This window comes from Yersinia canariae (assembly GCF_009831415.1).
Taxonomy (GTDB): Bacteria; Pseudomonadota; Gammaproteobacteria; order Enterobacterales; family Enterobacteriaceae; genus Yersinia; species Yersinia canariae.
In genome coordinates this window covers 437,820-463,078 of the sequence record NZ_CP043727.1, presented here as the reverse complement: position 1 = coordinate 463,078, position 25,259 = coordinate 437,820, and the positions used below count along the sequence as shown (strand labels likewise).

Genomic DNA, 25,259 nt, shown 5'->3' with positions numbered 1-25,259 from the left:
AAACGAAAATGACAGCTTTGTCATTATTCTGTCACTCACCAAACAGAGTCACTCCGGTAAGGTATCCACAATAATCATCAGGAAATCATTTGAACCATTTAACCAGGTATGCCTGGACGAGAAGCGATATGTTCAAATTAAAACTACTAACTCTCAGTACATTGTTCATTTTGGCAGGGTGCACCTCACTGGCTCCGGATTACCAGCGCCCTGAACTCCCAGTGCCACAACAGTTTTCGCTCTCCCGGAACGCACTGGTTCCGGCAGCGGCAGGCTACCAGGATGTCGGTTGGCGACTGTTTTTTGCCGACCCTCAGGCACAGACCCTGATTGACGAAGCTTTGCGTAACAACCGTGATCTAAAAATGGCGGCACTCAAAGTCCAGGAAGCAAGAGCCCAGTACAATGTGACAGACTCGGACAGATATCCGCAACTGAACGCCTCCTCAGGTATTACTTACAGTAGGGGGCTTAAAAACGAAAGTTCCACTACCCGAGAGTATGCGGCGGGTCTTGATCTCAGCTTTGAGTTGGATTTCTTTGGCAAACTGAAGAACATGAGTGAGGCTGACCGCCAGAATTTTTTTGCCAGTCAGGAAGCTCAGCGTGCTGTGCATATTCTTCTTGTGTCTAACGTATCGCAGAGCTATTTCAACCAGCGGCTGGCTTATGAGCAATTGCAGATTGCCAGAGAAACGCTGAAGAACTACGAACAATCCTATGCTTTCGTGGAGCAACAGCTTATCACCGGCAGTACAAACGTCCTGGCACTTGAACAGGCCAAGGGGGTCATCGAAAGTACGCGTGCTGAAATTGCAAAAAGAGAAGGTGAACTCGCCCAGGCGAACAATGCGCTCCAACTGGTGGTCGGAAAATACTCTGTACTGCCCGATGGTAAACTTAACGCGGAAACAGATATTAATCCGGTAAAACTGCCTTTGAACCTGTCATCCGACATCTTGTTACAAAGACCGGATATTATGGAAGCTGAACATGTGCTGAAAGCGGCAGATGCCAATATTGGGGCAGCCAGAGCCGCATTCTTCCCATCAATTTCGTTGACTGGCGGCCTTTCAGGAAGCAGCACTGATCTTTCAAGCCTGTTTAACAGCGCGAGTGGAATGTGGAGTTTTATCCCTAAAATTGAAATTCCCATCTTCAATGCAGGACGTAACAAAGCCAACCTGACACTCGCGGAAGTGCGCCAGCAACAGTCAATTGTCAGTTACGAGCAAAAAATTCAGACTGCGTTTAAGGAAGTTGCTGATGCACTATCACTTCGTGAAAGTATAAGCGGACAATTAACAGCACAACAACGTTTTCTGGAGTCCCTTCAGATAACGCTGCTACGGGCGCGTGGATTATATTCCAGCGGAGCCGTAAGTTATATCGAAGTCCTTGATGCAGAGAGAACACTGTTTTCAACACGGCAGGCCATTCTGGATCTGAGATATGCCCAACACGTTAATGAAATAAATCTTTTCACTGCCTTGGGTGGTGGTTGGACACAATGAATTTATTTTTGAAAAAATATGGAGTTATAAATATGCGTCAGTCAATAAAAGTGGCTTTATTTGGGATGTTCTCTGTTGTCATGGTCGCGGGAACTCAGGCAAACGAGCAACATCACAGCACGGCAGGCAACACGACGGCAGAAGCCGCTTCGCAGCAGGTCATCAGCACTACAGGGGTGGTGAAGGATATTGATATGAAAGAGATGAAAATCACCATTGCTCACGAGGCAATACCTACTGTTGGTTGGCCTGCAATGACCATGCGATTTACATTTACAGCGGTGGATGACAACATCCGCGCGCTAAAAGTAGGTAACCATGTGAATTTCACTTTTGTGCAGCAGGATAATATCTCATTGCTTCAGGAAATTAAAAATAGTCAGTCTTAATTAATTTCCTCATTAAAATTTATTTGCCTGCCCCCCTGTTATGGCAGGCTTGATTATTTACCCCTACGGTTCTCCCCCGAGTTAACAGGCTTGGCTTCTATCAATGTTCAGTGGAATTAAATATGGCTTCTATAAAACTTAAATATACTGCAGTTATTATCAGCAGTCTTGTGATGGGAGGGCTTATATCCGTTGGGGCTTACCATTATCTTTTTTCCGCAGACAAGGCTGAAATACAATCATCAGAGCGTAAGGTCCTGTTCTGGTTTGACCCAATGAAACCCGATACCAAGTTCGATAAACCCGGAAAGTCCCCGTTTATGGACATGGACCTGGTACCAAAATATGCGGATGAAGGTGGATCCGGAAACAGTAACGGCATCCGTATCGATCCTACTCAAGTACAAAACCTGGGTCTTAAAACAGAAAAAGTCCGCACAGGGCGCCTGACTTACTCTCAGACGATCCCTGCCACTGTCAGTTTCAACGAATATCAGTTTGTTATTGTCCAGGCCAGATCGGAAGGTTTCATTGAAAAAGTGTATCCGCTCACTATCGGGGATAAAGTCAAAAAAGGCACGCCCCTGATTGACATCACGATCCCTGAGTGGGTCGAGGCTCAGAGCGAGTACCTTTTGCTGTCAGGTACTGGCGGTTCAGCAACGCAACTTAAAGGGGTGCTGGAACGCCTTCGCCTTGCCGGGATGCCAGAAGACGACATCCAGCGCTTACGCAATACGCGGAACATTCAGACGCGCTTCACGATTAAAGCACCTATTGATGGTGTGATCACCGCATTTGATTTGAGAACGGGGATGAACATTTCAAAAGATAAGGTTGTTGCCCAGATACAGGGGATGGATCCGGTCTGGATTAGCGCCTCGCTACCGGAGTCTATCGCATATTTGCTGAAAGAGACCTCTCAGTTTGAAATTTCTGTCCCGGCTTATCCTGATAGAACGTTCAACATCGAGAAATGGAATATTCTTCCCAGCGTTGACCAAGCCACCCGAACTCTTCAGCTTCGCCTGCAGGTAGACAATAAAGATGAGTTACTGAAACCAGGAATGAATGCCTACTTGAAACTCAACACTCAGAGCCAGGATATGTTGCTTATTCCTTCTCAGGCGGTCATCGATACCGGCAAAGAACAACGTGTGATAACTGTTGACAACGAGGGCCGGTTCGTTCCTAAAGTCATCAAGGTTCTGCATGAATCCCAGCGCCAGGCCGGGATTGGTTCTGGCTTGACCGAGGGTGAATCGATTGTCGTCAGCGGCCTCTTCCTCATTGACTCTGAAGCGAACATTTCCGGTGCGCTGGAGCGTATGCGTCATCCAGAGGATCACGCGACTACAGCACCCGAAATAACGGCCCCTTCAGCCAACGCACATTCAGGTCACTGAGGAGACGAAGATGATTGAATGGATTATCAGGCGTTCGGTCGCCAACCGCTTTCTGGTCATGATGGGAGCCCTGTTTCTGAGCATCTGGGGAACCTGGACTATCATCAATACACCAGTAGATGCCCTGCCTGATCTCTCTGATGTTCAGGTTATTATTAAAACCAGTTACCCGGGACAAGCCCCACAGATTGTAGAAAACCAGGTTACCTATCCCCTAACGACCACCATGCTTTCTGTACCCGGAGCAAAGACCGTCCGAGGGTTTTCACAATTCGGTGACTCATACGTTTATGTGATTTTCGAAGACGGCACTGACCTGTACTGGGCAAGATCCCGCGTATTGGAATACCTTAATCAGGTTCAGGGTAAGTTACCTTCAGGGGTCAGTTCCGCGATAGGGCCGGATGCCACTGGAGTGGGCTGGATTTTCGAATATGCTTTGGTGGATCACAGCGGTAAGCATGACCTCTCGGAATTACGTTCTCTGCAGGATTGGTTCCTGAAATATGAGCTGAAAAATATTCCGAATGTGGCAGAAGTTGCCTCTGTGGGCGGCGTTGTCAAACAATACCAGATCCTCGTTGATCCGATGAAACTGGCCCAGTTTGGTGTAAGCCTGCCAGAAGTTAAACAGGCCCTGGACTCCTCTAACCAGGAAGCAGGCGGTGCTTCCGTTGAGATCGCCGAAGCCGAGTACATGGTACGAGCCAGCGGTTATCTGGAAAGCATTGATGACTTTAACAATATTGTCCTCAAGACGGGTGAGAACAGTGTCCCTGTTTACTTAAGGGATGTTGCGCGTGTTCAGATTGGACCAGAAATGCGTCGCGGGATCGCGGAGCTGAATGGTGAGGGTGAGGTTGCGGGCGGTGTGGTTATTCTGCGTTCAGGCAAGAATGCGCGTGAAGTCATTTCTGCAGTAAAGGATAAACTGGAAACACTGAAAAGCAGCCTACCAGAAGGTGTGGAAGTGGTGACCACTTACGATCGTAGTCAACTGATTGACCGTGCGATTGATAACCTGAGCTATAAACTTCTGGAAGAATTTATTGTGGTTGCCATCGTATGTGGCCTGTTCCTTTGGCACGTTCGTTCTGCATTGGTTGCCATTATTTCGCTTCCTCTGGGGCTGTGTATTGCCTTTATCATCATGCGTTTCCAGGGGCTAAATGCCAATATCATGTCTCTGGGGGGAATTGCGATTGCTGTTGGGGCCATGGTGGATGCCGCCATCGTCATGATTGAAAATGCGCACAAACGGCTTGAAGAATGGGACCATAGTCACCCTGATCAACAAATTGACAATGAAACTCGCTGGAAAGTGATCACCAATGCTTCTGTTGAAGTTGGACCGGCCCTGTTTATCAGCCTGTTGATCATCACCCTTTCATTCATTCCTATTTTTACCCTTGAAGGACAAGAAGGGCGTTTGTTTGGGCCTCTGGCCTTCACAAAAACCTATGCCATGGCGGGGTCTGCATTACTGGCGATTGTGGTCATTCCTATCCTGATGGGGTATTGGATCAGAGGAAAAATACCGGCAGAAACCAGTAACCCACTGAACCGTTTTCTGATAAAAATTTATCATCCTTTGTTGCTCAAGGTTCTTCACTGGCCAAAAATGACGCTTCTGGTGGCTGCCCTGTCAATTTTTACCGTGATATGGCCACTCAGTAAAATGGGGGGAGAATTCCTGCCTAAAATCAACGAAGGCGATTTGCTGTACATGCCTTCAACGCTACCCGGTGTATCGCCTGGTCAGGCTGCAGCCCTGTTGCAGACGACGGATAAACTGATCAAAACAGTGCCTGAAGTGGCTTCTGTTTTTGGTAAAACGGGTAAAGCAGAAACGGCAACAGACTCTGCACCACTTGAAATGGTGGAAACCACGATCCAACTGAAACCTCAGGACCAGTGGCGACCGGGGATGACGCTTGACAAGATTATTGAAGAGCTCGATGAAACGGTTCGACTACCGGGTCTGGCCAACCTCTGGGTTCCACCTATCCGTAACCGCATTGATATGTTGTCCACCGGTATCAAGAGCCCGATAGGTATTAAAGTATCAGGCACGGTGCTCTCCGATATTGATGTCACGGCTCAGAGTATAGAAGAAGCGGCGAAGACCGTTCCTGGCGTGGTGTCCGCCCTGGCAGAACGCCTGGAAGGTGGACGCTATCTCGATATCGATATTAACCGGGAAAAAGCGGCCAGATATGGCATGACGGTCGGAGACGTGCAGTTGTTTGTCTCGTCTGCCATCGGGGGTGCCATGGTCGGCGAAACAGTGGAAGGAGTGGCTCGTTATCCGATCAACATTCGCTACCCTCAGGGGTTCCGTGATGGGCCTGGCGCATTGAAACAATTACCGATATTGACGCCGACGAAGCAGCAAATCACCTTGGGTGACGTGGCTGATGTGAAGATCATTTCAGGTCCGACCATGCTGAAAACAGAAAATGCCCGTCCTTCAAGCTGGATTTATATCGATGCCCGTGGCCGTGACATGGTATCCGTTGTTAACGACCTTAAAACGGTTATCAGCGAAAAGGTCAAACTTAAACCGGGTACCAGCGTCTCGTTCTCGGGACAGTTCGAATTACTGGAGCATGCCAACAAGAAATTGAAGTTAATGGTGCCCATGACCGTAATGATTATCTTCATTCTGCTTTACCTGGCATTCCGTCGCGTTGATGAAGCGTTGTTGATCCTGATGAGCCTGCCGTTTGCGCTGATTGGCGGTATCTGGTTCCTGTACTGGCAGGGATTCCATATGTCCGTTGCAACGGGTACGGGGTTTATCGCACTGACTGGGGTAGCTGCAGAGTTTGGCGTAGTGATGCTGATGTATTTACGTCAGGCTATTGAAGCAGACCCTAAATTGTCCAAGCCAGAAACATTCACGCGTGAAGGTCTTGATAACGCGCTTTATCACGGTGCTGTACTGCGTGTTCGTCCGAAAGCCATGACGGTCGCGGTCATCATTGCTGGACTGTTACCGATCCTGTGGGGGACTGGGGCAGGTTCAGAAGTCATGAGTCGCATTGCTGCCCCGATGATTGGAGGGATGATCACGGCCCCTTTGCTGTCCATGTTTATCATTCCGGCAGCCTATAAATTAATCTGGCTGCGTCGGCATAAAAATTAATCATGTAAATCAGCGGGAATATCGGCTTCAGAGCCGAGCTCCCGCCATCACCCTTCTCTGTCCGGAGAATAAAATCCGTGCGGATAACATACAGAGGATAGTATGAAAAAAGTGTTATTAATGGCCATCATGTTCGCGTCCTCCCTGCCAGTATTCGCGGGTGAAAAAGTCATCGACTTATACAAGTCTGAAAGTTGTGGCTGCTGTACGCAATGGGGTCAAGTTATGGAAAAACAGGGCTACCAAGTTAACACTCACGTTTTGAACGAGAGCGCCCTCACCGCATTAAAGGATAAATATACAGTTCCTACGGACTTAAGAAGCTGCCATATGGCCACTTCAGGCAATTTAATCATTGAGGGGCATGTGCCTGCGGAGGCTGTCAGTAAAGCCTTAATTCCAGGTTCTGGTATCTATGGCCTTGCAACACCAGGGATGCCAGCCGGAAGTCCGGGCATGGAAATGGGAGATAAAAAAGATCCCTATAACGTCATTGCGTTTGAAAAGAATGGTTCACAGCGGATATACCAGCGCATTGAATAACCCGGTACCTGGAATTTTCAGCCAGCCTTATATTCCAGTCTGGCTGAATACCGTAAAGAGAATTACAACTAAATCACAGAGACATTCGTGGTATCAGTGGCAGTGACATATCCTGAAGAGAGTTGTCTTTGCATGTCAAACAGGTCAAGTAAACGTAAGGAGAAGTACCGTGAATAAAAAAGGGTACGAAGTCCCTGATGCCGTTGAGACTTCTGGGCTTGCTCACCCGCGACCCGAACAACTCCGGGCTGCGAAAACTGTCCAGGATCCTGTTTGCGGTATGCCTGTAGATCCTGAAAAATCCGGGTTCAGCATATCCTATCAGGATAGACAGTTTTTCTTTTGTTCTGCTTCATGTGAATTAAAGTTCAAAACAGATCCTGAACATTACATCCACGCTAACTCAGCCCCCTCTCCAGAGCAAAAACATTCCCAACATCATCACTCGCCGAACAGTATGCCTAAACCAGATGTCAGTCATACCAGCGGTGCCGTCTGGACCTGTCCCATGCATCCGGAAATCAGGCGCAACAAGCCCGGAGGTTGCCCTATTTGTGGGATGGCACTCGAACCTCTGATTGTCGCTGCTGATGCAGGTCCGAGTGACGAATTCCGAGATATGACGAGGCGTTTTTGGATCGGTGTATTATTGTCTCTCCCTATCCTTGTTCTGGAGATGGGTGTCCATTTATCAGAAATTCTATCCCGGCTTATCCCGCCAATATTATCAGTCTGGATCCAACTCGTTCTTGCCACTCCGGTTGTTCTGTGGTGTGGTTGGCCTTTTTTTGAGCGTGCCTGGTCATCTATACAAAACCGTTCACTGAATATGTTCACCCTTGTAGCTATGGGGACTGGTGTGGCCTGGCTTTATAGCGTCATTGCGACTATTTTCCCGACCTTATTCCCTCCCTCCTTCAGAAATACAGACAGTGTGGGCGTGGTTGCTGTTTATTTCGAGGCCGCGGCTGTCATTACCGTGCTCGTTCTACTGGGGCAAGTCCTGGAACTTCGGGCCAGAGAGCAGACCTCTGGGGCAATCAAAGCCCTACTGAACCTTTCCCCCAAAACAGCCAGACGAATTAAGCCAGATGGCCAGGAAGAAGACATCAGTATTGATGACGTGCTTCGGGGGGATCGGCTCAGGGTAAGACCCGGAGAAAGTGTGCCTGTTGATGGTGTTGTCGAGAATGGCAACTCCTCCATTGATGAGTCCATGGTGACCGGTGAATCGATGCCTGTCACAAGAAGGGTTGAGGACAATGTCATTGGCGGGACCATTAACCAGACGGGAAGTTTGGTTATTCGTGCGGAAAAGGTGGGCAGCGAGACGATGCTTGCCAGAATAGTCCAGATGGTGGCTGACGCCCAGCGTTCGCGCGCGCCTATTCAGCGTATGGCAGACAAAGTGTCTGGATGGTTTGTCCCCTTGGTGATTGCTATTGCCATTCTGTCATTCATCATCTGGGGGATATGGGGGCCCGAGCCCAGATTCGCTCATGGATTGATCGCTGCTGTTTCGGTATTAATCATCGCCTGTCCCTGTGCGCTGGGATTGGCTACCCCAATGTCTATTATGGTGGGTGTTGGTAAAGGTGCGCAATCTGGTGTGCTCATCAAAAATGCAGAAGCACTCGAGCATATGGAAAAGATTGACACACTAGTTGTTGATAAGACAGGAACACTGACAGAAGGTGCGCCCTCAGTCACCGCTATCATTTCTTTAACGCGTGGTGGAGAAGATGCACTTCTCAGGATCAGTGCGGCTGTCGAAAAGTCGTCTCAGCACCCATTAGGTCAGGCTATCGTCGCGGCAGCCATAAAAAAAGGCATTGAAATTCCTGACGTCAGCGATTTTGATGCGCCTACCGGAAAGGGTGTCCTCGGAAAGGTCGAGGGCAAAGTGGTGGTGATTGGTAATGCGGTGGCAATGCATGAAAATGGTATTTCAACTGAAAACCAACTAGAAGTGGCAGACTCCTTGCGCAGGGAGGGCGCAACGGTCATTTATGTGGCTATCGAGGGGATTTTAGCAGGAATGATGGCTATTGCCGATCCCATCAAAAAGTCCACATATGGTGCACTAAAATCTCTTCAGAAAGAGGGGATCCGGATAGTGATGTTAACGGGGGATAACAGACTGACTGCTGAAGCTGTTGCCCGAAAGTTAGGTATTGACGACGTGGAGGCTGATGTACTTCCTGAGGGAAAAAGTGCCATTGTGGCTCGCCTCAGACAGGAAGGTAAAATCGTTGCGATGGCCGGTGATGGGGTCAATGATGCACCCGCTCTGGCTGCTGCAGATGTAGGGATTGCAATGGGGACAGGTACTGATGTTGCCATAGAAAGTGCTGGCATAACGCTTCTCAAAGGGGATCTCTCGGGGATTCTGAAAGCTCGACGGCTATCTGAAGCGACCATGGTTAATATTCGTCAGAACCTGTTCTTTGCATTTATCTACAACGCACTGGGCGTACCTGTGGCAGCAGGACTGCTATACCCATTTTATGGTGTATTGCTCTCCCCGATAATCGCCGCTGCAGCAATGGCGTTGTCATCCGTAAGTGTGATCGCCAACTCGCTTAGGTTAAAAGGGACCGATCTCGATAACTGAGTATTATCCTGGGAATAAACCCGGATGATTAGGAGGAAAATCATGAAAAATGGCACACTGGCTCTTATTGCCCTGATCGCTATATTGGTATTTGCCGTTATCAGGGAGCACTGGGAGCATGTCGCTGGCTACTGGCCCTATCTGATCCTGCTTTTGTGTCCGCTCATGCACTTTTTCCATGGGCACGGAAATGGGCATAGCCATCAAGAGAAGAACCCTTCCGACAAAAAATAAAGACGTTCGGGGTCAGCCATTGCCCCCGAACATTAATCCAGAAATCGCTCATACTGCTGTATGTGAGCGTATACATGTTTCTCCAGTGGACCGAGTTTCGGTTTCTGTGGACGAAAGGCCAGAGAATCAACGGGGTTATCCTGAACCAGTAATTCATAATGCAAATGGGGTCCGGAAGAGCGACCACTGTTTCCTGACAAAGCGATCTTCGAACCGCTATTAACACGTTGACCTTTTTTTACCAAGATTTTATTGAGATGGAGGTATCGGGTCTTAACCCCAGACTTGCCTGCCACTTCCACATAGTACCCCATTGAGCTGTGATACTCTGCTTTCATCACGGTTCCGCTAATGACACTGACGACTTTTGTGTTCATCGGCATAGAGTAATCGATACCATTATGTGGACTGATTTTACCCGATACAGGATTAACACGGGCTGGGTTGAAAGAAGAACTAAGACGGGCGGAAGGCGGTTTAGGATAAGCCAGGTTTGTTAATTGGAGGTCGCGCCCTAATTTATAAAAATCAGCATCTGAAATTCGGTACGCAATATATTCTTCTTTCCCTGAAGATAATTTATAGGCTACCACTCGAGATTTTCCGGATTTTTCTCCGACCACAAGTCTTATAGTTTCGTTTTTTTTAAGTTGTTTTAAATTGATGGCGTCTGGAATAGATCTCTTGAGTGCAGCTATTTCACCCGCTCCAAGACTGGAGCGGGCAGCAGTGATATAAAAGTCATCCTTAATAACATCAGTAGAATACATGCACTAGATTCTCTGGTAATATAATCGCTCCTCGCTATTCTAAGGGGGATAGTGTCATCTGTCATCATTAATTACAGGAAATGGAACCACAGATGGTCATAATATTTGTAACATATCTTTTATACGTTATCTTGCAAAAAGTCCTGACCCTCTACGACAAGCCGGATGACGATTGATTTTTGCGCTTGTCGCGGCTCGGAGGACTCATGCCCTCTCGATTTAGAGCCGCATTCTGTCTGGCTTTATCTGCCAGTTTTACCCGTTCAGCGTCAGAAAGTGCTTCAGAGGCGGCAAAAAGTCTGGCTAGACCATCGCTGACTCTTACATTTAACAATTCATCGATTTTCATATGAAATTCCTTTCAAATCAATATTATTTCGCAAGTCCGCGCTGAAGACACCAGGTAAATTCAGAAGAAATACGCATTAACACCTCATCGAAAATCAGCACGTAAAGCTAGAGAGGCAATTCATTCTGCATAAGCAGCCCGAATTTTTTCTGCCTGCATCTGATGAGCCGGGGCAGCAGCATTATTGACTTGTTCATGCACAAGTGCAGCCCGATCGGCTGCATTTAAATCAGAATAGGAAACCGGATCTGGTTTATTTTCTTCCTGCGCTAACATTTTCTTATGAGACTCAATTATTTTCTGGTGGGCATATGAGTTACTGTTATTCATAAATGAATGTGCAACGATAGCTCGCTCATGTTCATTCATTTCAGAAAATGACTTTGCCCTACTTTTATTTACACTTACTGAATCCTCTTTATGAACTGAGGCATTAACATGTGAAACCGCAGACGCGTTATTAACGAACTTATGAGCATTTAATGCCTGTTCACTGGTATTAGCAAAAGAAGTACCTATGGAAAGTGTAGAAAGCACGGTAATAAGAATTATTCTATTCATGAGACTTTTCCTTCATTATTTATATTAGTAATCAGGGTGTAATTAAAATAATACTTCATTTATAAAGACTGTGCGAAAAATGACGTAAATGTAATGAAGATAATTAAACCCTTCAACATTACGCGATTGTAATGATTATGTTGTTTTTTTTATGTTAGCTTCATTTTCAGTTTTCAAAATACAGAGGGCAGCTCACGAATTGCTCGTATCACTCTCAAAAGGAGAAAGTTAATGCAGTTAAAAACTTCACGACGCACTTTCATCAAAGGACTCACTGTCACCGGAGTTACCAGCAGCCTCGGCGTGTGGAGTTTTAATGCACGATCAAACCTAAACCTTCCTCTGCCACAGACACTACGGGGCACCCGTTTTGATCTGACGATCAGTGAAACCCCGGTCAACATCACGGGAAGCAACCGGCAGGCCAAAACCATTAATGGTGGCCTGCCCGGGCCAACATTGCGGTGGAGGGAAGGTGACAAAGTCACTCTCAGGGTCAAGAACAAACTGGATGAGCACACGTCCATTCACTGGCACGGCATTATTCTGCCCGCCAACATGGATGGCGTACCAGGACTCAGTTTTGCGGGTATCGAGCCAGACGAGACCTATGTCTATACCTTCCAGGTCAATCAAAACGGCACTTACTGGTACCACAGTCATTCAGGTTTGCAAGAACAGGAAGGCGTTTATGGTGCCATCATCATTGATGCCCGTGAGCCAGAACCGTTTCAGTATGACCGTGAGCATGTTGTCATGCTGACCGACTGGACGGATGAAAACCCTCAACGCCTGCTGAGCAAGCTCAAAAAGCAGTCTGATTATTACAACTTCAATAAACCCACGGTGGGTTCCTTTTTCAAGGATGTCAACACCAAAGGGCTCTCTGCCACGATTGCCGATCGCAAAATGTGGGCGCAGATGAAAATGAACCCAACGGACCTGGCTGACGTCAGTGGGTATACCTACACCTATCTGATGAATGGGCAAACCCCCCTGAATAACTGGACGGGGCTGTTCACGCGAGGAGAGAAAATTCGCCTCAGATTTATTAATGGCTCCGCAATGACCTATTTTGACGTGCGCATTCCGGGCCTGAAGATGACCATTGTCGCTGCGGACGGCCAGTATGTAGAACCCGTCAGCGTTGACGAGTTCAGAATTGCTGTTGCTGAAACGTACGATGTCATCGTCGAGCCAACCGAAGATGCCTGCACCATTTTTGCGCAGTCCATGGATCGCACGGGTTACGCCCGTGGAACACTCGCTATACGTGAAGGGCTCAGTGCACGCATACCCCCTCTGGATCCCCGGCCCGTTTTAACCATGGATGACATGGGGATGGGAGGGATGGATCATAGCCAGATGGCAGGAATGGCGGGGGGTGATCAGATGATGAGCATGGATGGTGCTGATATGGCGCAGCCAGAGTCATCGTCGTCACCGATGGACCACAGTAACATGGCCGGAATGGACCATTCCCAGATGGCGGGTATGCCAGGCATGCAGAGCCACCCGGCGTCTGAGGATAATAATCCTCTCGTCGATATGCAGGCTATGAGTGTGTCTCCCAAGCTGAACGATCCGGGTCTCGGGCTCAGAAACAATGGCCGTAAAGTGCTCACCTATTCCGATCTTAAAAGTACGTTTGAAGATCCCGATGGCCGGGAGCCCACACGAACCATAGAACTTCATCTGACAGGCCATATGGAAAAATTTGCCTGGTCATTTAACGGCATCAAGTTCTCCGATGCAGGGCCTCTAATGCTTAAATACGGCGAACGCATCAGGATCGTCCTTGTCAACGACACCATGATGACTCACCCAATCCATCTGCACGGCATGTGGAGCGATCTTGAAGATGAAAACGGTAATTTTTTAGTCCGTAAACACACGATTGATATGCCACCAGGCACTAAACGCAGCTACAGGGTCACGGCTGACGCACTGGGTCGTTGGGCTTATCACTGCCATCTTCTTTATCACATGGAAATGGGAATGTTTCGTGAAGTTCGGGTTGATGAATGAGGAGAATGAATGTGAATACGTGGAATTTTAAACACCTCATGGTTGGGATGTTGTTCTCTCCCCTAGCATATGCAGGGCAGCATACTTCAGTCTCCTCTCATGCGGGTCATGATATGTCCGCCATGCAGCAACCGACCGATACAGAAGACATGGGTATGACCGCCATGGAGCCGGTGATAACGGAGAGTCGCACACCTATCCGCCCCATTACAGATGAGGACAGGAAAGCCGCATTCAACGATCTTCAGGGACACAAAGTTCATGACAGCGGCATCAATTATTTCATTCTGCTTGACCAGTTGGAATGGCAAAGAAGCAATACCGACAATATTTTCAGTTGGAGTGTCAACAGTTGGGTTGGCGGAGATATCGATCGGCTATGGATTAAAAGTGAAGGTAAACGCGTCAGCGGTAAAACAGAAAGTGCAGAAGCCCAGTTATTATGGGGGCATGCCATCGGTCCTTGGTGGGATCTGGTCGCGGGGATCCGGCAGGATTTTCGCCCCTCATCACCACAGACATGGGGCGCAATAGGCTTCCAGGGACTGGCCCTCTATAACTTTGAATCGGAGATCACTGCCTTCGTGGGGAGCGGCGGTAAAGCAGCCCTTCGCCTGGGGGGAGAGTACGATATTTTATTCACCAACCGACTTATTCTCCAACCCTCTTACGAGGTCAACTTCTACAGTCAGAATGATGAATCACGAGGAACAGGCAGTGGACTGTCCGATACCGAACTCGGCCTCAGATTGCGTTATGAGGTTCGCCGTGAATTTGCACCCTACATCGGTGTTTCATGGGATCAGCGTTATGGAAATTCATCAGATTTTGCAAAAAATGACGGCGAGAAGGACAGCGAGTTTGTCTTTCTGGCAGGTGTCAGAGTGTGGTTTTAATTAACTGAATCATTTAAGGGGAAAGTGTATGCGTTTATTTCATCAGGCTGTACTGGCTTCAGGGTTAACTGTTGGTCTTGTTTTTTCTGCAATGGCACATCCTGAATTAAAAAGTTCCGAACCACAGGCGAATGCCACGGTTTCATCACCTACAAAAATCGAACTGAATTTTACAGAAAATCTGGCCACTAAATTTTCGGGAGCAAAATTAACCATGACAGGAATGAAAGGCATGGCCTCTCATTCACCTATGTCCATGGCTGCCAAAGTATCACCGGGTAGCAACCCTAAATCCATGGTTGTCACCCCTCGTGAACCGTTACCGGCAGGAACATACCGTGTTGATTGGCGTGCGGTATCCTCCGATACCCATCCTATTACCGGAAACTACTCCTTCTCTGTGAAGTAATCGATATGAACGACCAAATAATGATTATAGTTCGATTTTTCCTGTATCTCGATTTGATGCTTATTTTTGGGCTGCCTTTTTTCGAGATATACGGAATAAATAAAACACGACGTGAAACAGGATCAGTCATTCATTTCAGGTCGTTCATATTCTTTGCGGTCATTTCAGGTATTGTGCTGACATTTTTCAATATGCTTCTCGTCTCAAATGCCATGAGTGGTGTGACGGACTTCAGAGAGTTATCAATACATATTATAGAAATGGTTATTGAGGAAACAGAAGTGGGTGTCAGTTGGGTTATTCGCCTGATTGCACTTTTTATCGCGCTCTCAGGTATTTTACTGTATGAGCGTAACCAGCAGGTTTCACGCTGGATAACCACCCTGGCGGGCACAGTAGCCTTGGCTACACTCGCGTGGGGAGGGCATGCGGTAATGCACGACGGCATACACTACTACCTTCATTTATTCAGCGATCTTGTTCATCTTGTCGCCGCAGGGACATGGGTAGGAGCTCTGGCAGCCTTTGCCATACTGTTGCTACGTAAAGGTAACCATAACAAGCTGTTTGTTGAGGTTGTCTCGGAGTCGCTGGCCGGATTTGCTACAGCAGGGACGATTATTGTCGTGGCATTGAGCCTCAGTGCCGCAGTCAACTATGTGTATATTACCGAAGGCGTTCTTTCCGTCCTTGTAAACAGCTCTTGGGGGCTATTGCTGCTTGCGAAAACCGGGCTCTTTGGCCTAATGCTGTTGCTGGCAGCAGCAAACAGGTTTCACCTTGGCCCACGATTGGAACGAACTGTCAGTATGGGAGAATACAGTAAAAGTATCTCTTTAATGCGTCGAAGTATTCTGACAGAATTCTTTATTGCCATAATTATCCTTGCAGCGGTGGCCTGGCTGGGAATGTTGTCTCCTTCCTCCATGGGCGAATAAAGAAACAGCTTGGAGAACAAGTACATAATGCAGCATATCCTCATTGTGGAAGATGAAATAAAAACAGGCAGTTACCTGCAGCAGGGACTGGAAGAGGTCGGCTATCAGGTGGATCTCTTTCACGATGGCCGTGAAGGTTTGAATGCCTTACTGAAAGGCCACTATGAGTTGATTATTCTGGACGTCATGCTGCCGAGCCTAAATGGTTGGCAAATCATCGACGAGATGCGTCAATCCGGCCATGAAGAACCCGTTTTGTTTCTCACTGCGAAAGATAATGTCCAGGATAAAGTGAAGGGACTGGAACTGGGCGCGGATGATTATCTGATCAAACCCTTTGATTTTGCGGAACTGGTCGCCCGGGTACGAACACTGCTGCGCAGAACTCGTGCCCTTGGCCCGACAGTATGCAGTCTGGCTGACTTGACGGTGGATATGGTACGCCGGACAGTAATGCGCTCTGGAAAACGAATTCATCTGACGTCAAAAGAATATATTCTGCTGGAATTATTATTACAGAGAACGGGAGAGGTCCTCCCCCGGAGCCTGATATCGTCGCTGGTATGGAACATGAATTTCGACAGTGACACGAACGTGATAGATGTCGCAGTGCGTCGTTTGCGAAGCAAAATTGATGATGATTTTGAACCTAAATTAATACATACCGTACGGGGTACTGGTTATGTCTTGGAGATAAAAGAAGAGTGAAAAAAAAGTTCTCCCTAACAACACGATTGAGCCTTGTTTTTTCCATTTTCATGCTTTCGGTATGGTGGTTATCAAGTTTTTTGCTGATTACTGCACTTAATAGTTACTTTGATAACCAAGATAAGGAATTTATTCTCGGAAAATTACAACTCACTGAAGAGTTATTGAAATCCGAAACTATTAGCTCTCACGACAATATAAACCCTCTTTATGATAAAATTAATGACGCAATGATTGGTCATGCAGGCTTGTTTATTTCAATAAGAAATTCAGATAATGAAAAGATTATTGATGCATATTCGAAGAATACCCCAATTCCAGAAAATCTGTTAAATAATTCAGGGGGCACTCTGAATAATATGCTGCAAAATAGAGAGAACGGGACGATATACCGGAGTATTTCTCAGCGTGTTAGCCTACCTCAGTCTACTGGGCAAGATAAGCATTTCATCATTACCGTCGCCACGGATACCGGTTTTCACTCCCAGTTTATGGATAAGCTGGGAAACTGGCTGTTCTGGTTTAATTTTGGGTTGCTATTTATTTCAGTTTTCCTTGGCTGGCTTACCACACGGCTTGGTCTGAAACCGCTGAGGGAAATGACACGTCTGGCATCCGGGATCACCATTAATAATCTTGATCAGCGCCTGGATCCTGATTCTGCACCGTCTGAAATAGCCGGAACAATGCGAGAATTTAACAACATGCTGGACAGGTTAGAGGGGTCATTCCGACGATTGTCAGACTTTTCTTCTGACATTGCTCACGAACTGCGTACACCTGTCAGTAATCTGATGATGCAGACTCAGTTTGCACTTGCGAAAGAAAGGGATGCAGAACATTATCGCGAGATCCTTTTTTCTAATCTGGATGAACTCAAACGTTTGTCCCGGATGAGCAGTGACATGCTTTTTCTGGCCAGGTCAGAACATGGCCTTCTGCAACTGGATAAAAAGAATGTTGATCTAGCCAGGGAACTAAAAGACCTCATTGAGCTGTTCGAACCACTGGCAACGGAAACTGAGAAAGAAATGACCCTGAGTGGCTCAGGAATAGCTCAAGCAGATCCAGACATGCTTCGCCGGGCGTTCAGCAATCTGCTGTCGAATGCGATTAAATATTCACCTGATAAGTCGGATATTACTGTCAAGATTGAAGGGGACGAAGAACAGACGATCATTAGCTTCATTAATACTGCTTCAGGCATTTCCGCCGCGAATATTGACCGGTTGTTTGACCGTTTTTACAGAGCAGACTCTTCAAGGGTTCACAACACGGAAGGCACAGGTCTTGGGCTGTCGATAACACGTTCCATAATCAATACGCATGGCGGAGATTTATCAGTGGAGCAGCAGGGAAGAGAAATATTATTCAGGGTCTGTTTATTTCGACAAAGTAAACTGAAGAAACAATAAAACCCCAGAAAACAAGAGGGACGAAATGTGTCCTTGATGAGTGACAAAAATGTCATCATCGCGTCACGCGTTAAACAGAACCGAGTGTTTATACTCAACAGCAAATCAGGATAACAGCGGAATATGATGTTTCGCTTCAGACCTGAACTGAGAAAGAAACTGAGGGTAGCGCGCCATAAATCAACGTTGGATAAATGGAATGCGAACCACCTACTGCTGATTACTGGAGAGTTTACACCATGAAGAAAATTATTATTGCTGCCGCTGTTGCCTTGACCTTTTTTTCCTCAGCCTGGGCCGCCGAAACCGTGAATGCCCATGACCAGGTCAAGAATGCCCAAGCGATGGCACACCAAAATATGTCAACCACACAGGGTTCTGCCGTGCAGGGTTCTGGTGTGAAAATGGCGGATATGGATGAACATGGCAAAGCTGCTATGTCGCATGAAACCATGAAAAATGGCAGTGCACCTGCGCACCAGGATATGGCAGAAATGCACAAGAAAATGATGGACGATATGACACCGAATGACAAAGCTAAATCAAAAACATTCGCAGAAATGGACGAGCATGAAAAAGCGGCCGTCGTCCATGAGAAAGCCAATAATGGGCAATCATCCGCAATTCATCAGCAACAGGCCGAAAGACATCGTAGCCAAGTTAAGACTAACTGATCCTGCCCCTAACTGTGTGTCCCCATGTTAATGCCGCTTTATGATGGCATTTGCCCCAACTGCAGGGGCTTTGTTTTGACTTCGTCCCCCGCCAGTGGGGACTTTTTTATAGCCAGTTGCCCTGTTTCTCAGATTTACTATGACGAAAACGTAAGCGAATGAGATATCGCTTTAATAGCTTTCAGACCCGAACCAAAACGTACGATGGCATCCCTGTTCTTTTCAAGCTCACTGTAAGGCAGATAGGAAATGTTTAAATCCGTGATCCTACTGAAGGCAGGGCGCTGTAGTTGATTTCTAACATCTTTTTCGCGTGCATCGGGAGCAACCAGAAATAAAGCTGTTGAGGCAGAGAAATCATTTCCGTTCAACGCCAAATCCAGCATACGGACAATGCCCGAATAAATTGACGTTGAATGCTCCACTTCGAATGCTGCAATAACCTTATCCCCTGCAGGATCAAACCAGAGCACATCAATTAGCTTTGTTGCTTCGGCCCCCTTCGCAGTTTTAACCGATTCAGGTAGGCACTCAAGGCACCCCTCGGCAAGAGGCATGCCCTCATGCTGACGTCCTCGGTCATTAGACGCAATCCAGACATCATACCCAAGTCCTTTACCGATATCTCGCAACCATGCCTGTATTTCGCTGTGTGTCCGTTCGTTTTCGCCCTCCTGACGCATCGCCTTGCTCAGTTCTTTTGCATTAATGGCTTCCTGCAGATGTGTATTCCAGTCTTCAACAGCGGAACTCGAATCTTCCAGAGGAGGGGCCGGGTAACGGCCTGAACCAATATCAAAAAGAAGCCCAGCAATAGCACCCAGATCGTTAGAAAGTAAATCACGATAACGGGCATTCAATGTAAGAACACCTTCCCTCATTGCAAGAAAGTGCGCCCAACTTCCCAGTTTGACCCGGGCCCCGGTAAGTGCGTTGAATCCTTTGACTATCGCGGTGTTAAAAGGCGGTACATGGGTAGGGTGCAAGAAGTAAAGGAGGTTTGCGACTGCGGGCCCAAGCCCCTTTATCTTCACATTATCAATGGCCTGAATATGGCGGATAATCTCATCAGCCTGCCCGGAACACGAACACGCCTGAAGCAGACGACCGAAAGCTTTCTGATTATGCGGATTTTCATAGATATCAGGAATGCGAAGTTTGGGTTTCCAAAGAAATGCGTGATCCGCCCCTTTGAATATTTGTTTTTGTTCAGCAACTGAATGCACTATAGTCTCAAGAGATGAACCGCGGTATGCCACCCCAAATGTTCCCTGTTCTATCTCATCCACAACAACGTTGATGCCGTTCCGGATCGACCGAAAATTCTTCAAGCGCTTATCCCATAAGAACCATGTGTGATAAGTGGCCTGAGGATCATGCCGCCATTGTTCAATTAAATGACGAATATGTTTCTGGTGATTCATCTCCATTGAAGAACCTTTGAAAAAAACATGATAACTATTGATGATCTCTACCTTTTTTAAGATGGCAGAACGAATCAGGTTGACGACTGAACGTGATATCCCGCTGCATAGTCTAGGCTAGTCTGGGTGATAACAGCCACAACCAAATTGGCTCCCAATTGCGAACCTTCCTTGAAAATTTTACCACATATGGTCATCATGATGGGCTGGGGTGTGATAGTGCTAAGCGGAAACTTTCGCTAAAGTCTGATTGAAGTGCAAGGATAGTCTCTAGCCTCCCTCGAAACTGGCCACGTTTGCCTAATTTCGCCCTGACATTTCGACGCTGCCTAAAATGTTTCGGAGCTACAGGCGATTACCCTTATAATTGCTTTAGTCAAATGCAGTAATACGAGACTAATGGCGCTCCACCATGGAGAGCGCCATGGGTAAAATTATGCGCTAACCGTGAATGACATCATCATTCCTGTATCTTCATGTTCTAACAGATGGCAATGTGCCATAAAGGCTTTTTCTGGAGGGGCCAGATGATTAAATTGCACCAAGACTTCACTGACTGCACCTTCAACATGAACAGTGTCTTTCCAGCCACGACGATGTGCCGCCGGTGGTTGCCCATTCTCAGAGAGGATCCTGAATTGAGTACCATGGATATGGAAAGGATGTAGCATCATGTCCCCCACTCCCGAAATAGTCCATTTCTCATATTGACCTTTTTTTGCATCAAACATCGGTTTCATCATGTTGAATGGTAAACCATTAATGAAGTTGGCATTAAACAAATCAATTTTGCCATCTGTCGGCACATCACCATGATCCATACCTTGCATCATGTTGCCGTGCATTGACATTGCAGGATCCATTTTCATTTTTCCATGGTCCTCCATACTCATTCCAGCCATAGCTTTCTCACCGTACCTATCCATTAAAGCTTGCATGCCTTGCATATCAACTTGGGGATCCATGGACAGCAGCAGTGAACGCTGTGTAATCCCCTCAGTTGAAGGAATAGCAGGGAGTGTCACCAAATTGTCTGGAAGCTTTCTCTCTCCGGGCCTTAGCGTGGTTTCTATATGTAAAACCGGTAAAGCTTCATCAAATGGTGCTAATGTCATCCCTATTTGGCGCACGGGTAAGGTATTAATATCAAAAGGTTTTCCATCAGACGTATCAACCAAGACTTCGAATCTTTCCCCCATTAAAATGGGTAGCTCTGTCACTTTTACCGGCTCAGAAAGGTAGCCTCCATCGCTGGCAATCACATACATGGCACGTTTATCACTGGTGGCCAATCTTAAGGAACGCGCATTACAACCGTTAAGAAAACGTAGGCGTAACCAACCTCGGGGTGAAACATGCTGAGGGTACACAGCGCCATTTGTCAGCATCAGATCGCCAAACCAGCCAATAGCGGCGGTCATCACATCCATTTTGTAATCAACCTGCCCTTCACTATTAAGCCTTTTGTCTTGTAAAATGACTGGAATATCATCTACCCCCCAATTTTTAGGTAGGGTTAAAGCACTACTTTCCTTGTCCTCAATAAGGATAAGCCCGCCTAATCCCATGGCAACATGGTACCCACTAATATGATGAGGATGTGGGTGGAACCAACAGGTTGCTGCTTGTTGATCAACCTTGAATTGTGTTTTCCTGCTCTTGCCCGGTTCAATGATTGCTTGTGGTCCGCCATCAGCACTTCCAGGAACCTCCAAACCATGCAGATGAACTGTTGTGGCTTCTGCTAATTGATTTTTAATTAACAAAGTAATATCACTATCTTTTTTTAAACGTAAAGCAGGTCCCAGTAGTGCACCGTTATAACCCCATGTTGTAGTAGCGGTTGTCCCTCGGAAAAGGGTTTTCCCTGATTGAATGGTTAATGCGATCTGACCTTGGGCATCAGGTTCTAACAAAGGAGGGATTGGTAGAGCAGGATAGTCCGCTGCAAAAACACGAGAACTCCACAAAGGTAACGTAGTGGCAGCACCCAATGCCGCACTTAACTTAATAAAATCGCGACGTTGCATATTCAACTCCTGAGTTTCAGGGTTAATTACATGGCTTCTTGATATCTTTCAGAAAACATTGATTTTAATGAAATGACTTAACATTTACGCCGAGTAACCCGATAAATTTCATGGGTAACATCAACAAAGATATCATTGTGCCATCAGATACCACCTGTTAGTGATGCAGTTACCCACTGCATCACCTTTTAGCAGTATCGTTTCCATATGATGTAGGGTTTACCTGTAGCGACCACCGCCATCATTTTGGGTCCATTCCGATTATGGTATGTATTTTTCTATTGCCATTGATAAACCTTATGATTTAGAACAAAAAACGCGGACAATGCAATGAGGTCTTCCGCCTCCTCAACCAAATTTCACCTTCTCACTTCTTTATGAGAAATCCACGGCTGGTTGCAGCGATGACGTAAAGCCACTTTATTGTTTTTCGTGGTTTTTTAGCCACCCCTGCATCTGGTCGATTTCTGGTTGCTGGGCTTTTATAATTTCTTCTGCCAGCTTTCTCATTTCGGGATCTTTGCCAAATTTAAGCTGTGTTTCCGACATTTTAATGGCACCCTGATGATGAGCAATCATCCCTTTAGCAAAGGCTACATCTGGATCCGATGACATTACTCCCGCCATCATGTCATCATGCATAGTCTTCATCCCAGCCATCAACTCTTGAGATGCAGGAGACAGTGATCCATGCGCCCCCATTTGCATGGTCTGGTTGGCGGCGAAGACCGCCATAGGTGACATTAACAACACTGTTAGGAACAACATTTTCTTATTCATTTTACTACCCTTTCAAGTTAATTAGTTCGCTAGAAAGTATAGCTGTTATCTGCAATTCTGGCCGATTTGTCGTAAGCGCACAGACAACGCCGTATTGATATTCAGCGGTAAGATCAACGCCCCACGGCAGTATTAAACCGCAGCCCTGTTGCCTCCTTTCTCACACTCTACATATCCTCGATGAAACCGAAGAGTAATCTTTAAAAAAACGCCCCGATACCGGGGCGTTGAACTTAAGATCATGCTACTGATTTTTCGTTGCTATCCAAGCGTACCGACCAGCCATGAAGATAGTAAGCAGGTGTTCGCATAACGCGACAGCATTGCATCGTTAGCGAGTTGGCGGTGATAATTTCTGCCGGGATCTGCAACAAAGACAACTGCAGATAGCACATCGCAGTTGCGACCGGATCAATATCAACACAGCTTGCAAACATCCATCGCTGTGGAGGGTATCCCGCCTGGCTAAACTGCTCGGCCACCGCGATAATCATCCCACCGGCACCACAGGCTGGTTCACCCACGGTCAGGAACGGCTTTCGCTTCAACTCACTGTCCAGGTCATGAACCACCATCTTTGCCATCATCCGGGAAATATCAAACGGCGTGAAAAATTGCCCACGTCTTGCATCACCCAGTTCAAGGTTCATGAATATCCTGCCGAGAACATCATCGTAAATCGGCTGCTGCAGGCCCAGGCCACACCGGAGAATACCCAACAACTTTCCCATGCGATTGACGTCTTCACGTTCATACTGTTTGACCAGGCTAAGGTACTCGTCCTCAAGCTGCCGCGAAAATGCGACCTGATTGTGGACTGCGCACGCAGCCATCTGTACAAAATCCCGGAAAACCTCATAACGATGATGATAACGGGCCGTCTGGTTAAATAATGAAATAAATTCCGCAACATGCGGATTGGGATTTGCCATAGGGATGTTTCCTGAAATAAAAGGGGAAACATCCCCCAAGGGAAATGTTTCCCCTGGGGAGTGGCAGGTTATTGGCTAACCTTGGGTGAAAAGTCAGTGCTGCATCAGTTTCTCATCCGTTTCATCGATACGGACAAGCTGGACTTTCTCTGGTACAAGCTCCAATACGGCAACCATAAAGTTGCTTGGGGTTAACAGCGGACTTCGGGGAGACCAGTCGTTCTGGTCTATCCGGTCCAATTGGTATTTTTCTACCAAGTGGTTGATCGCTTCATAAACAGGAATGTTGAGCCCAACCAATCCCATAACGACATCGTCATCATGAAAGTTGGTATCGTTCAACGTCAGCCCAAAGTGTTTCTCCAGAAGGAACGCCGCTATCTTTTGGTATTCGCGAATTGCAGTGGTGTCCATCGTGTCTTCCTCCAATAGCGGCTCAGGCGGCAGCCAGGGCTTGTTCACGTAAAATAAGGTATTCAAAGGCTTCACGGGCAAAACGGCTTGCCTGGAAGATGGCCTTTTTGTCTTCTTTCAGTGCCTTCAGCCATGAGGCAATATAGCTCTCATGCTGAACATCACCCTGGATACCCACTTCGGCGCACAGGAATGCCGAACCGATTTCCGCGACAAGTTCCTCGAACGCGTACACCGGGTCCCCAAACCGGCGTGAAGAAGACGTGATGCCTTCTCGCGCCAATCGGGAGACATGGCCGGTAGAATGCACCAGCTCATGCAACAGCGTACTGTAGTAATCTGCCGGGCGATGGAACTGCACCGCTTCCGGCATCGTGATACGGTCGGCTCCAGGGCTGTAGAACGCCTGATCCTGATGCCGGTGTACCACCGGTACGCCACTGCAGACAACCACCTGTTCTGCCCGCTGGATACGCTCAATATCATGTCGCTCGGGTGTTTCCTCAGCGTCACCGGCCACACTCACCGGCGTCAGCAGTTTCTCGGGTAAATTATCACACTGCTCAACGTTGAACAGGTGAAAACTGGTCATGAAATTTCGCCTGGAGACCACGGCGTTACCCTGTTCATCAAAAAGAGGCTTGCCTTGCTCGTCCGTCTCTTTTTTCTCAAACGGCTTGAACAGGGTCACCAGTGTGGATTTTTCGCCTTTACGCACGTTACCGCCCACATCCAGTGCCTGTTTGAACGTCAGCCAGCGGTGTGAGGTAAACCCCTTCTCCGCTGCATCAATCCACAGCAGCAACACATTGATACCGCTGTAGGCCCGCCCAGTAATGGCGTTGGCCGGTAACCCGCTCATGCTGACCGAACGGCCACCGGCAACAGTACGCCACGGTTTGCGCCACGGAGACGTGCCCTTTTCCAGCGCCGCGACGATTTTATCCGTCACGACCTGGAACAGGTCCACTTTATCCTGGTGACGTGATGCTGCCTTTTTCCTGGTTTGTTTCGTTGTCATGGTAAGTCCTCTCCATAAAAAACGGGGACTTACCCCCTTGCGGGAATAAATCCCCGCAAGGG

General features: G+C 47.3%; 22 protein-coding genes and 1 pseudogene. 14 read left to right on the top strand and 9 right to left on the bottom strand.

Annotation, left to right across the window (positions count from 1 at the left end; all coding sequences use genetic code 11):
- Positions 1-128: 128 nt before the first annotated feature.
- From F0T03_RS02190 to F0T03_RS02160, 7 genes and pseudogenes are all read left to right on the top strand, one after another.
- Complete coding sequence (locus F0T03_RS02190) at positions 129-1,514, top strand: efflux transporter outer membrane subunit (protein ID WP_050073085.1); 1,386 nt, start codon at positions 129-131, stop codon at positions 1,512-1,514.
- Positions 1,515-1,546: 32 nt separating this feature from the next.
- Positions 1,547-1,903, top strand: a complete 357-nt coding sequence (gene cusF / locus F0T03_RS02185) for a cation efflux system protein CusF (RefSeq protein WP_050073087.1) — start codon at positions 1,547-1,549, stop codon at positions 1,901-1,903.
- A gap of 122 nt (positions 1,904-2,025) precedes the next feature.
- Entirely contained in the window at positions 2,026-3,309 is a 1,284-nt protein-coding gene (locus F0T03_RS02180; RefSeq protein ID WP_046051765.1) for an efflux RND transporter periplasmic adaptor subunit, read from the top strand.
- A gap of 10 nt (positions 3,310-3,319) precedes the next feature.
- Positions 3,320-6,457: a CusA/CzcA family heavy metal efflux RND transporter gene (locus F0T03_RS02175; RefSeq protein WP_050073090.1), complete on the top strand. Its 3,138-nt coding sequence runs from the start codon at positions 3,320-3,322 to the stop codon at positions 6,455-6,457.
- Between the two features lie 102 nt (positions 6,458-6,559).
- Complete coding sequence (locus tag F0T03_RS02170) at positions 6,560-7,000, top strand: DUF411 domain-containing protein (protein ID WP_050073091.1); 441 nt, start codon at positions 6,560-6,562, stop codon at positions 6,998-7,000.
- A gap of 232 nt (positions 7,001-7,232) precedes the next feature.
- A pseudogene (locus F0T03_RS02165) lies at positions 7,233-9,614 on the top strand (heavy metal translocating P-type ATPase); the annotation flags it as partial.
- 42 nt (positions 9,615-9,656) lie between these two features.
- Complete coding sequence (locus F0T03_RS02160) at positions 9,657-9,848, top strand: DUF2933 domain-containing protein (RefSeq protein ID WP_050073092.1); 192 nt, start codon at positions 9,657-9,659, stop codon at positions 9,846-9,848.
- Between the two features lie 32 nt (positions 9,849-9,880).
- Here the strand turns inward: F0T03_RS02160 and F0T03_RS02155 are convergent, their stop codons facing one another.
- The 3 genes from F0T03_RS02155 to F0T03_RS02145 all read right to left on the bottom strand — a co-directional run bounded on the left by F0T03_RS02155 (position 9,881) and on the right by F0T03_RS02145 (position 11,528).
- Positions 9,881-10,618, bottom strand: coding sequence for a peptidoglycan DD-metalloendopeptidase family protein (locus F0T03_RS02155; protein WP_050073095.1), 738 nt, complete (start codon positions 10,616-10,618; stop codon positions 9,881-9,883).
- A 151-nt stretch (positions 10,619-10,769) separates the two neighbouring features.
- The gene (locus tag F0T03_RS02150) at positions 10,770-10,967 is read right to left on the bottom strand and encodes a hypothetical protein (RefSeq protein ID WP_046051770.1); all 198 of its coding nucleotides are present in this window, start codon (positions 10,965-10,967) and stop codon (positions 10,770-10,772) included.
- 120 nt (positions 10,968-11,087) lie between these two features.
- Positions 11,088-11,528, bottom strand: a complete 441-nt coding sequence (locus F0T03_RS02145; RefSeq protein ID WP_050073097.1) for a hypothetical protein — start codon at positions 11,526-11,528, stop codon at positions 11,088-11,090.
- Positions 11,529-11,759: 231 nt separating this feature from the next.
- Between F0T03_RS02145 and F0T03_RS02140 the strand changes: the two genes are divergently transcribed.
- The 7 genes from F0T03_RS02140 to F0T03_RS02110 all read left to right on the top strand — a co-directional run bounded on the left by F0T03_RS02140 (position 11,760) and on the right by F0T03_RS02110 (position 18,596).
- Entirely contained in the window at positions 11,760-13,556 is a 1,797-nt protein-coding gene (locus tag F0T03_RS02140) for a copper resistance system multicopper oxidase (protein WP_050073099.1), read from the top strand.
- Positions 13,553-14,452 (top strand): copper resistance protein B, encoded by a 900-nt coding sequence (locus F0T03_RS02135; protein WP_050073100.1) that lies wholly within the window; start codon positions 13,553-13,555, stop codon positions 14,450-14,452. The genes F0T03_RS02140 and F0T03_RS02135 overlap by 4 nt, the downstream gene beginning before the upstream one ends.
- 28 nt (positions 14,453-14,480) lie before the next feature.
- Positions 14,481-14,861, top strand: coding sequence for a copper homeostasis periplasmic binding protein CopC (gene copC / locus F0T03_RS02130; RefSeq protein WP_046051774.1), 381 nt, complete (start codon positions 14,481-14,483; stop codon positions 14,859-14,861).
- 5 nt (positions 14,862-14,866) lie between these two features.
- Positions 14,867-15,799, top strand: a complete 933-nt coding sequence (gene copD, locus F0T03_RS02125; RefSeq protein ID WP_050073101.1) for a copper homeostasis membrane protein CopD — start codon at positions 14,867-14,869, stop codon at positions 15,797-15,799.
- A 27-nt stretch (positions 15,800-15,826) separates the two neighbouring features.
- Positions 15,827-16,507: a heavy metal response regulator transcription factor gene (locus F0T03_RS02120; RefSeq protein WP_050073102.1), complete on the top strand. Its 681-nt coding sequence runs from the start codon at positions 15,827-15,829 to the stop codon at positions 16,505-16,507.
- On the top strand, positions 16,504-17,922 hold the full coding sequence (locus F0T03_RS02115; protein ID WP_050073104.1) for a heavy metal sensor histidine kinase: 1,419 nt from the start codon (positions 16,504-16,506) through the stop codon (positions 17,920-17,922). Before F0T03_RS02120 ends, F0T03_RS02115 begins: the two co-directional genes overlap by 4 nt.
- Before the next feature lie 239 nt (positions 17,923-18,161).
- The gene (locus F0T03_RS02110) at positions 18,162-18,596 is read left to right on the top strand and encodes a hypothetical protein (RefSeq protein ID WP_050073105.1); all 435 of its coding nucleotides are present in this window, start codon (positions 18,162-18,164) and stop codon (positions 18,594-18,596) included.
- 137 nt (positions 18,597-18,733) lie between these two features.
- Here F0T03_RS02110 and F0T03_RS02105 read toward each other — a convergent pair whose 3' ends face one another.
- From F0T03_RS02105 to F0T03_RS02080, 6 genes are all read right to left on the bottom strand, one after another.
- Positions 18,734-20,026, bottom strand: a complete 1,293-nt coding sequence (locus F0T03_RS02105; protein ID WP_203226674.1) for a type II restriction endonuclease — start codon at positions 20,024-20,026, stop codon at positions 18,734-18,736.
- Positions 20,027-20,454: 428 nt separating this feature from the next.
- Positions 20,455-22,050, bottom strand: a complete 1,596-nt coding sequence (gene cueO / locus F0T03_RS02100) for a multicopper oxidase CueO (RefSeq protein ID WP_050875482.1) — start codon at positions 22,048-22,050, stop codon at positions 20,455-20,457.
- Positions 22,051-22,470: 420 nt separating this feature from the next.
- Positions 22,471-22,830 carry a CopM family metallochaperone gene (gene copM, locus F0T03_RS02095; RefSeq protein ID WP_050073109.1) on the bottom strand — a complete coding sequence of 120 codons (360 nt, stop codon included), beginning with the start codon at positions 22,828-22,830 and terminating at the stop codon, positions 22,471-22,473.
- A 239-nt stretch (positions 22,831-23,069) separates the two neighbouring features.
- Positions 23,070-23,762 carry an N-6 DNA methylase gene (locus tag F0T03_RS02090; RefSeq protein WP_050073111.1) on the bottom strand — a complete coding sequence of 231 codons (693 nt, stop codon included), beginning with the start codon at positions 23,760-23,762 and terminating at the stop codon, positions 23,070-23,072.
- A 93-nt stretch (positions 23,763-23,855) separates the two neighbouring features.
- On the bottom strand, positions 23,856-24,176 hold the full coding sequence (locus F0T03_RS02085) for a TA system toxin CbtA family protein (RefSeq protein ID WP_050073114.1): 321 nt from the start codon (positions 24,174-24,176) through the stop codon (positions 23,856-23,858).
- A gap of 22 nt (positions 24,177-24,198) precedes the next feature.
- A complete protein-coding gene (locus F0T03_RS02080; RefSeq protein ID WP_050073115.1) occupies positions 24,199-25,197 on the bottom strand; it encodes an ArdC family protein in 999 nt (332 codons plus the stop codon).
- Positions 25,198-25,259 lie beyond the last annotated feature (62 nt).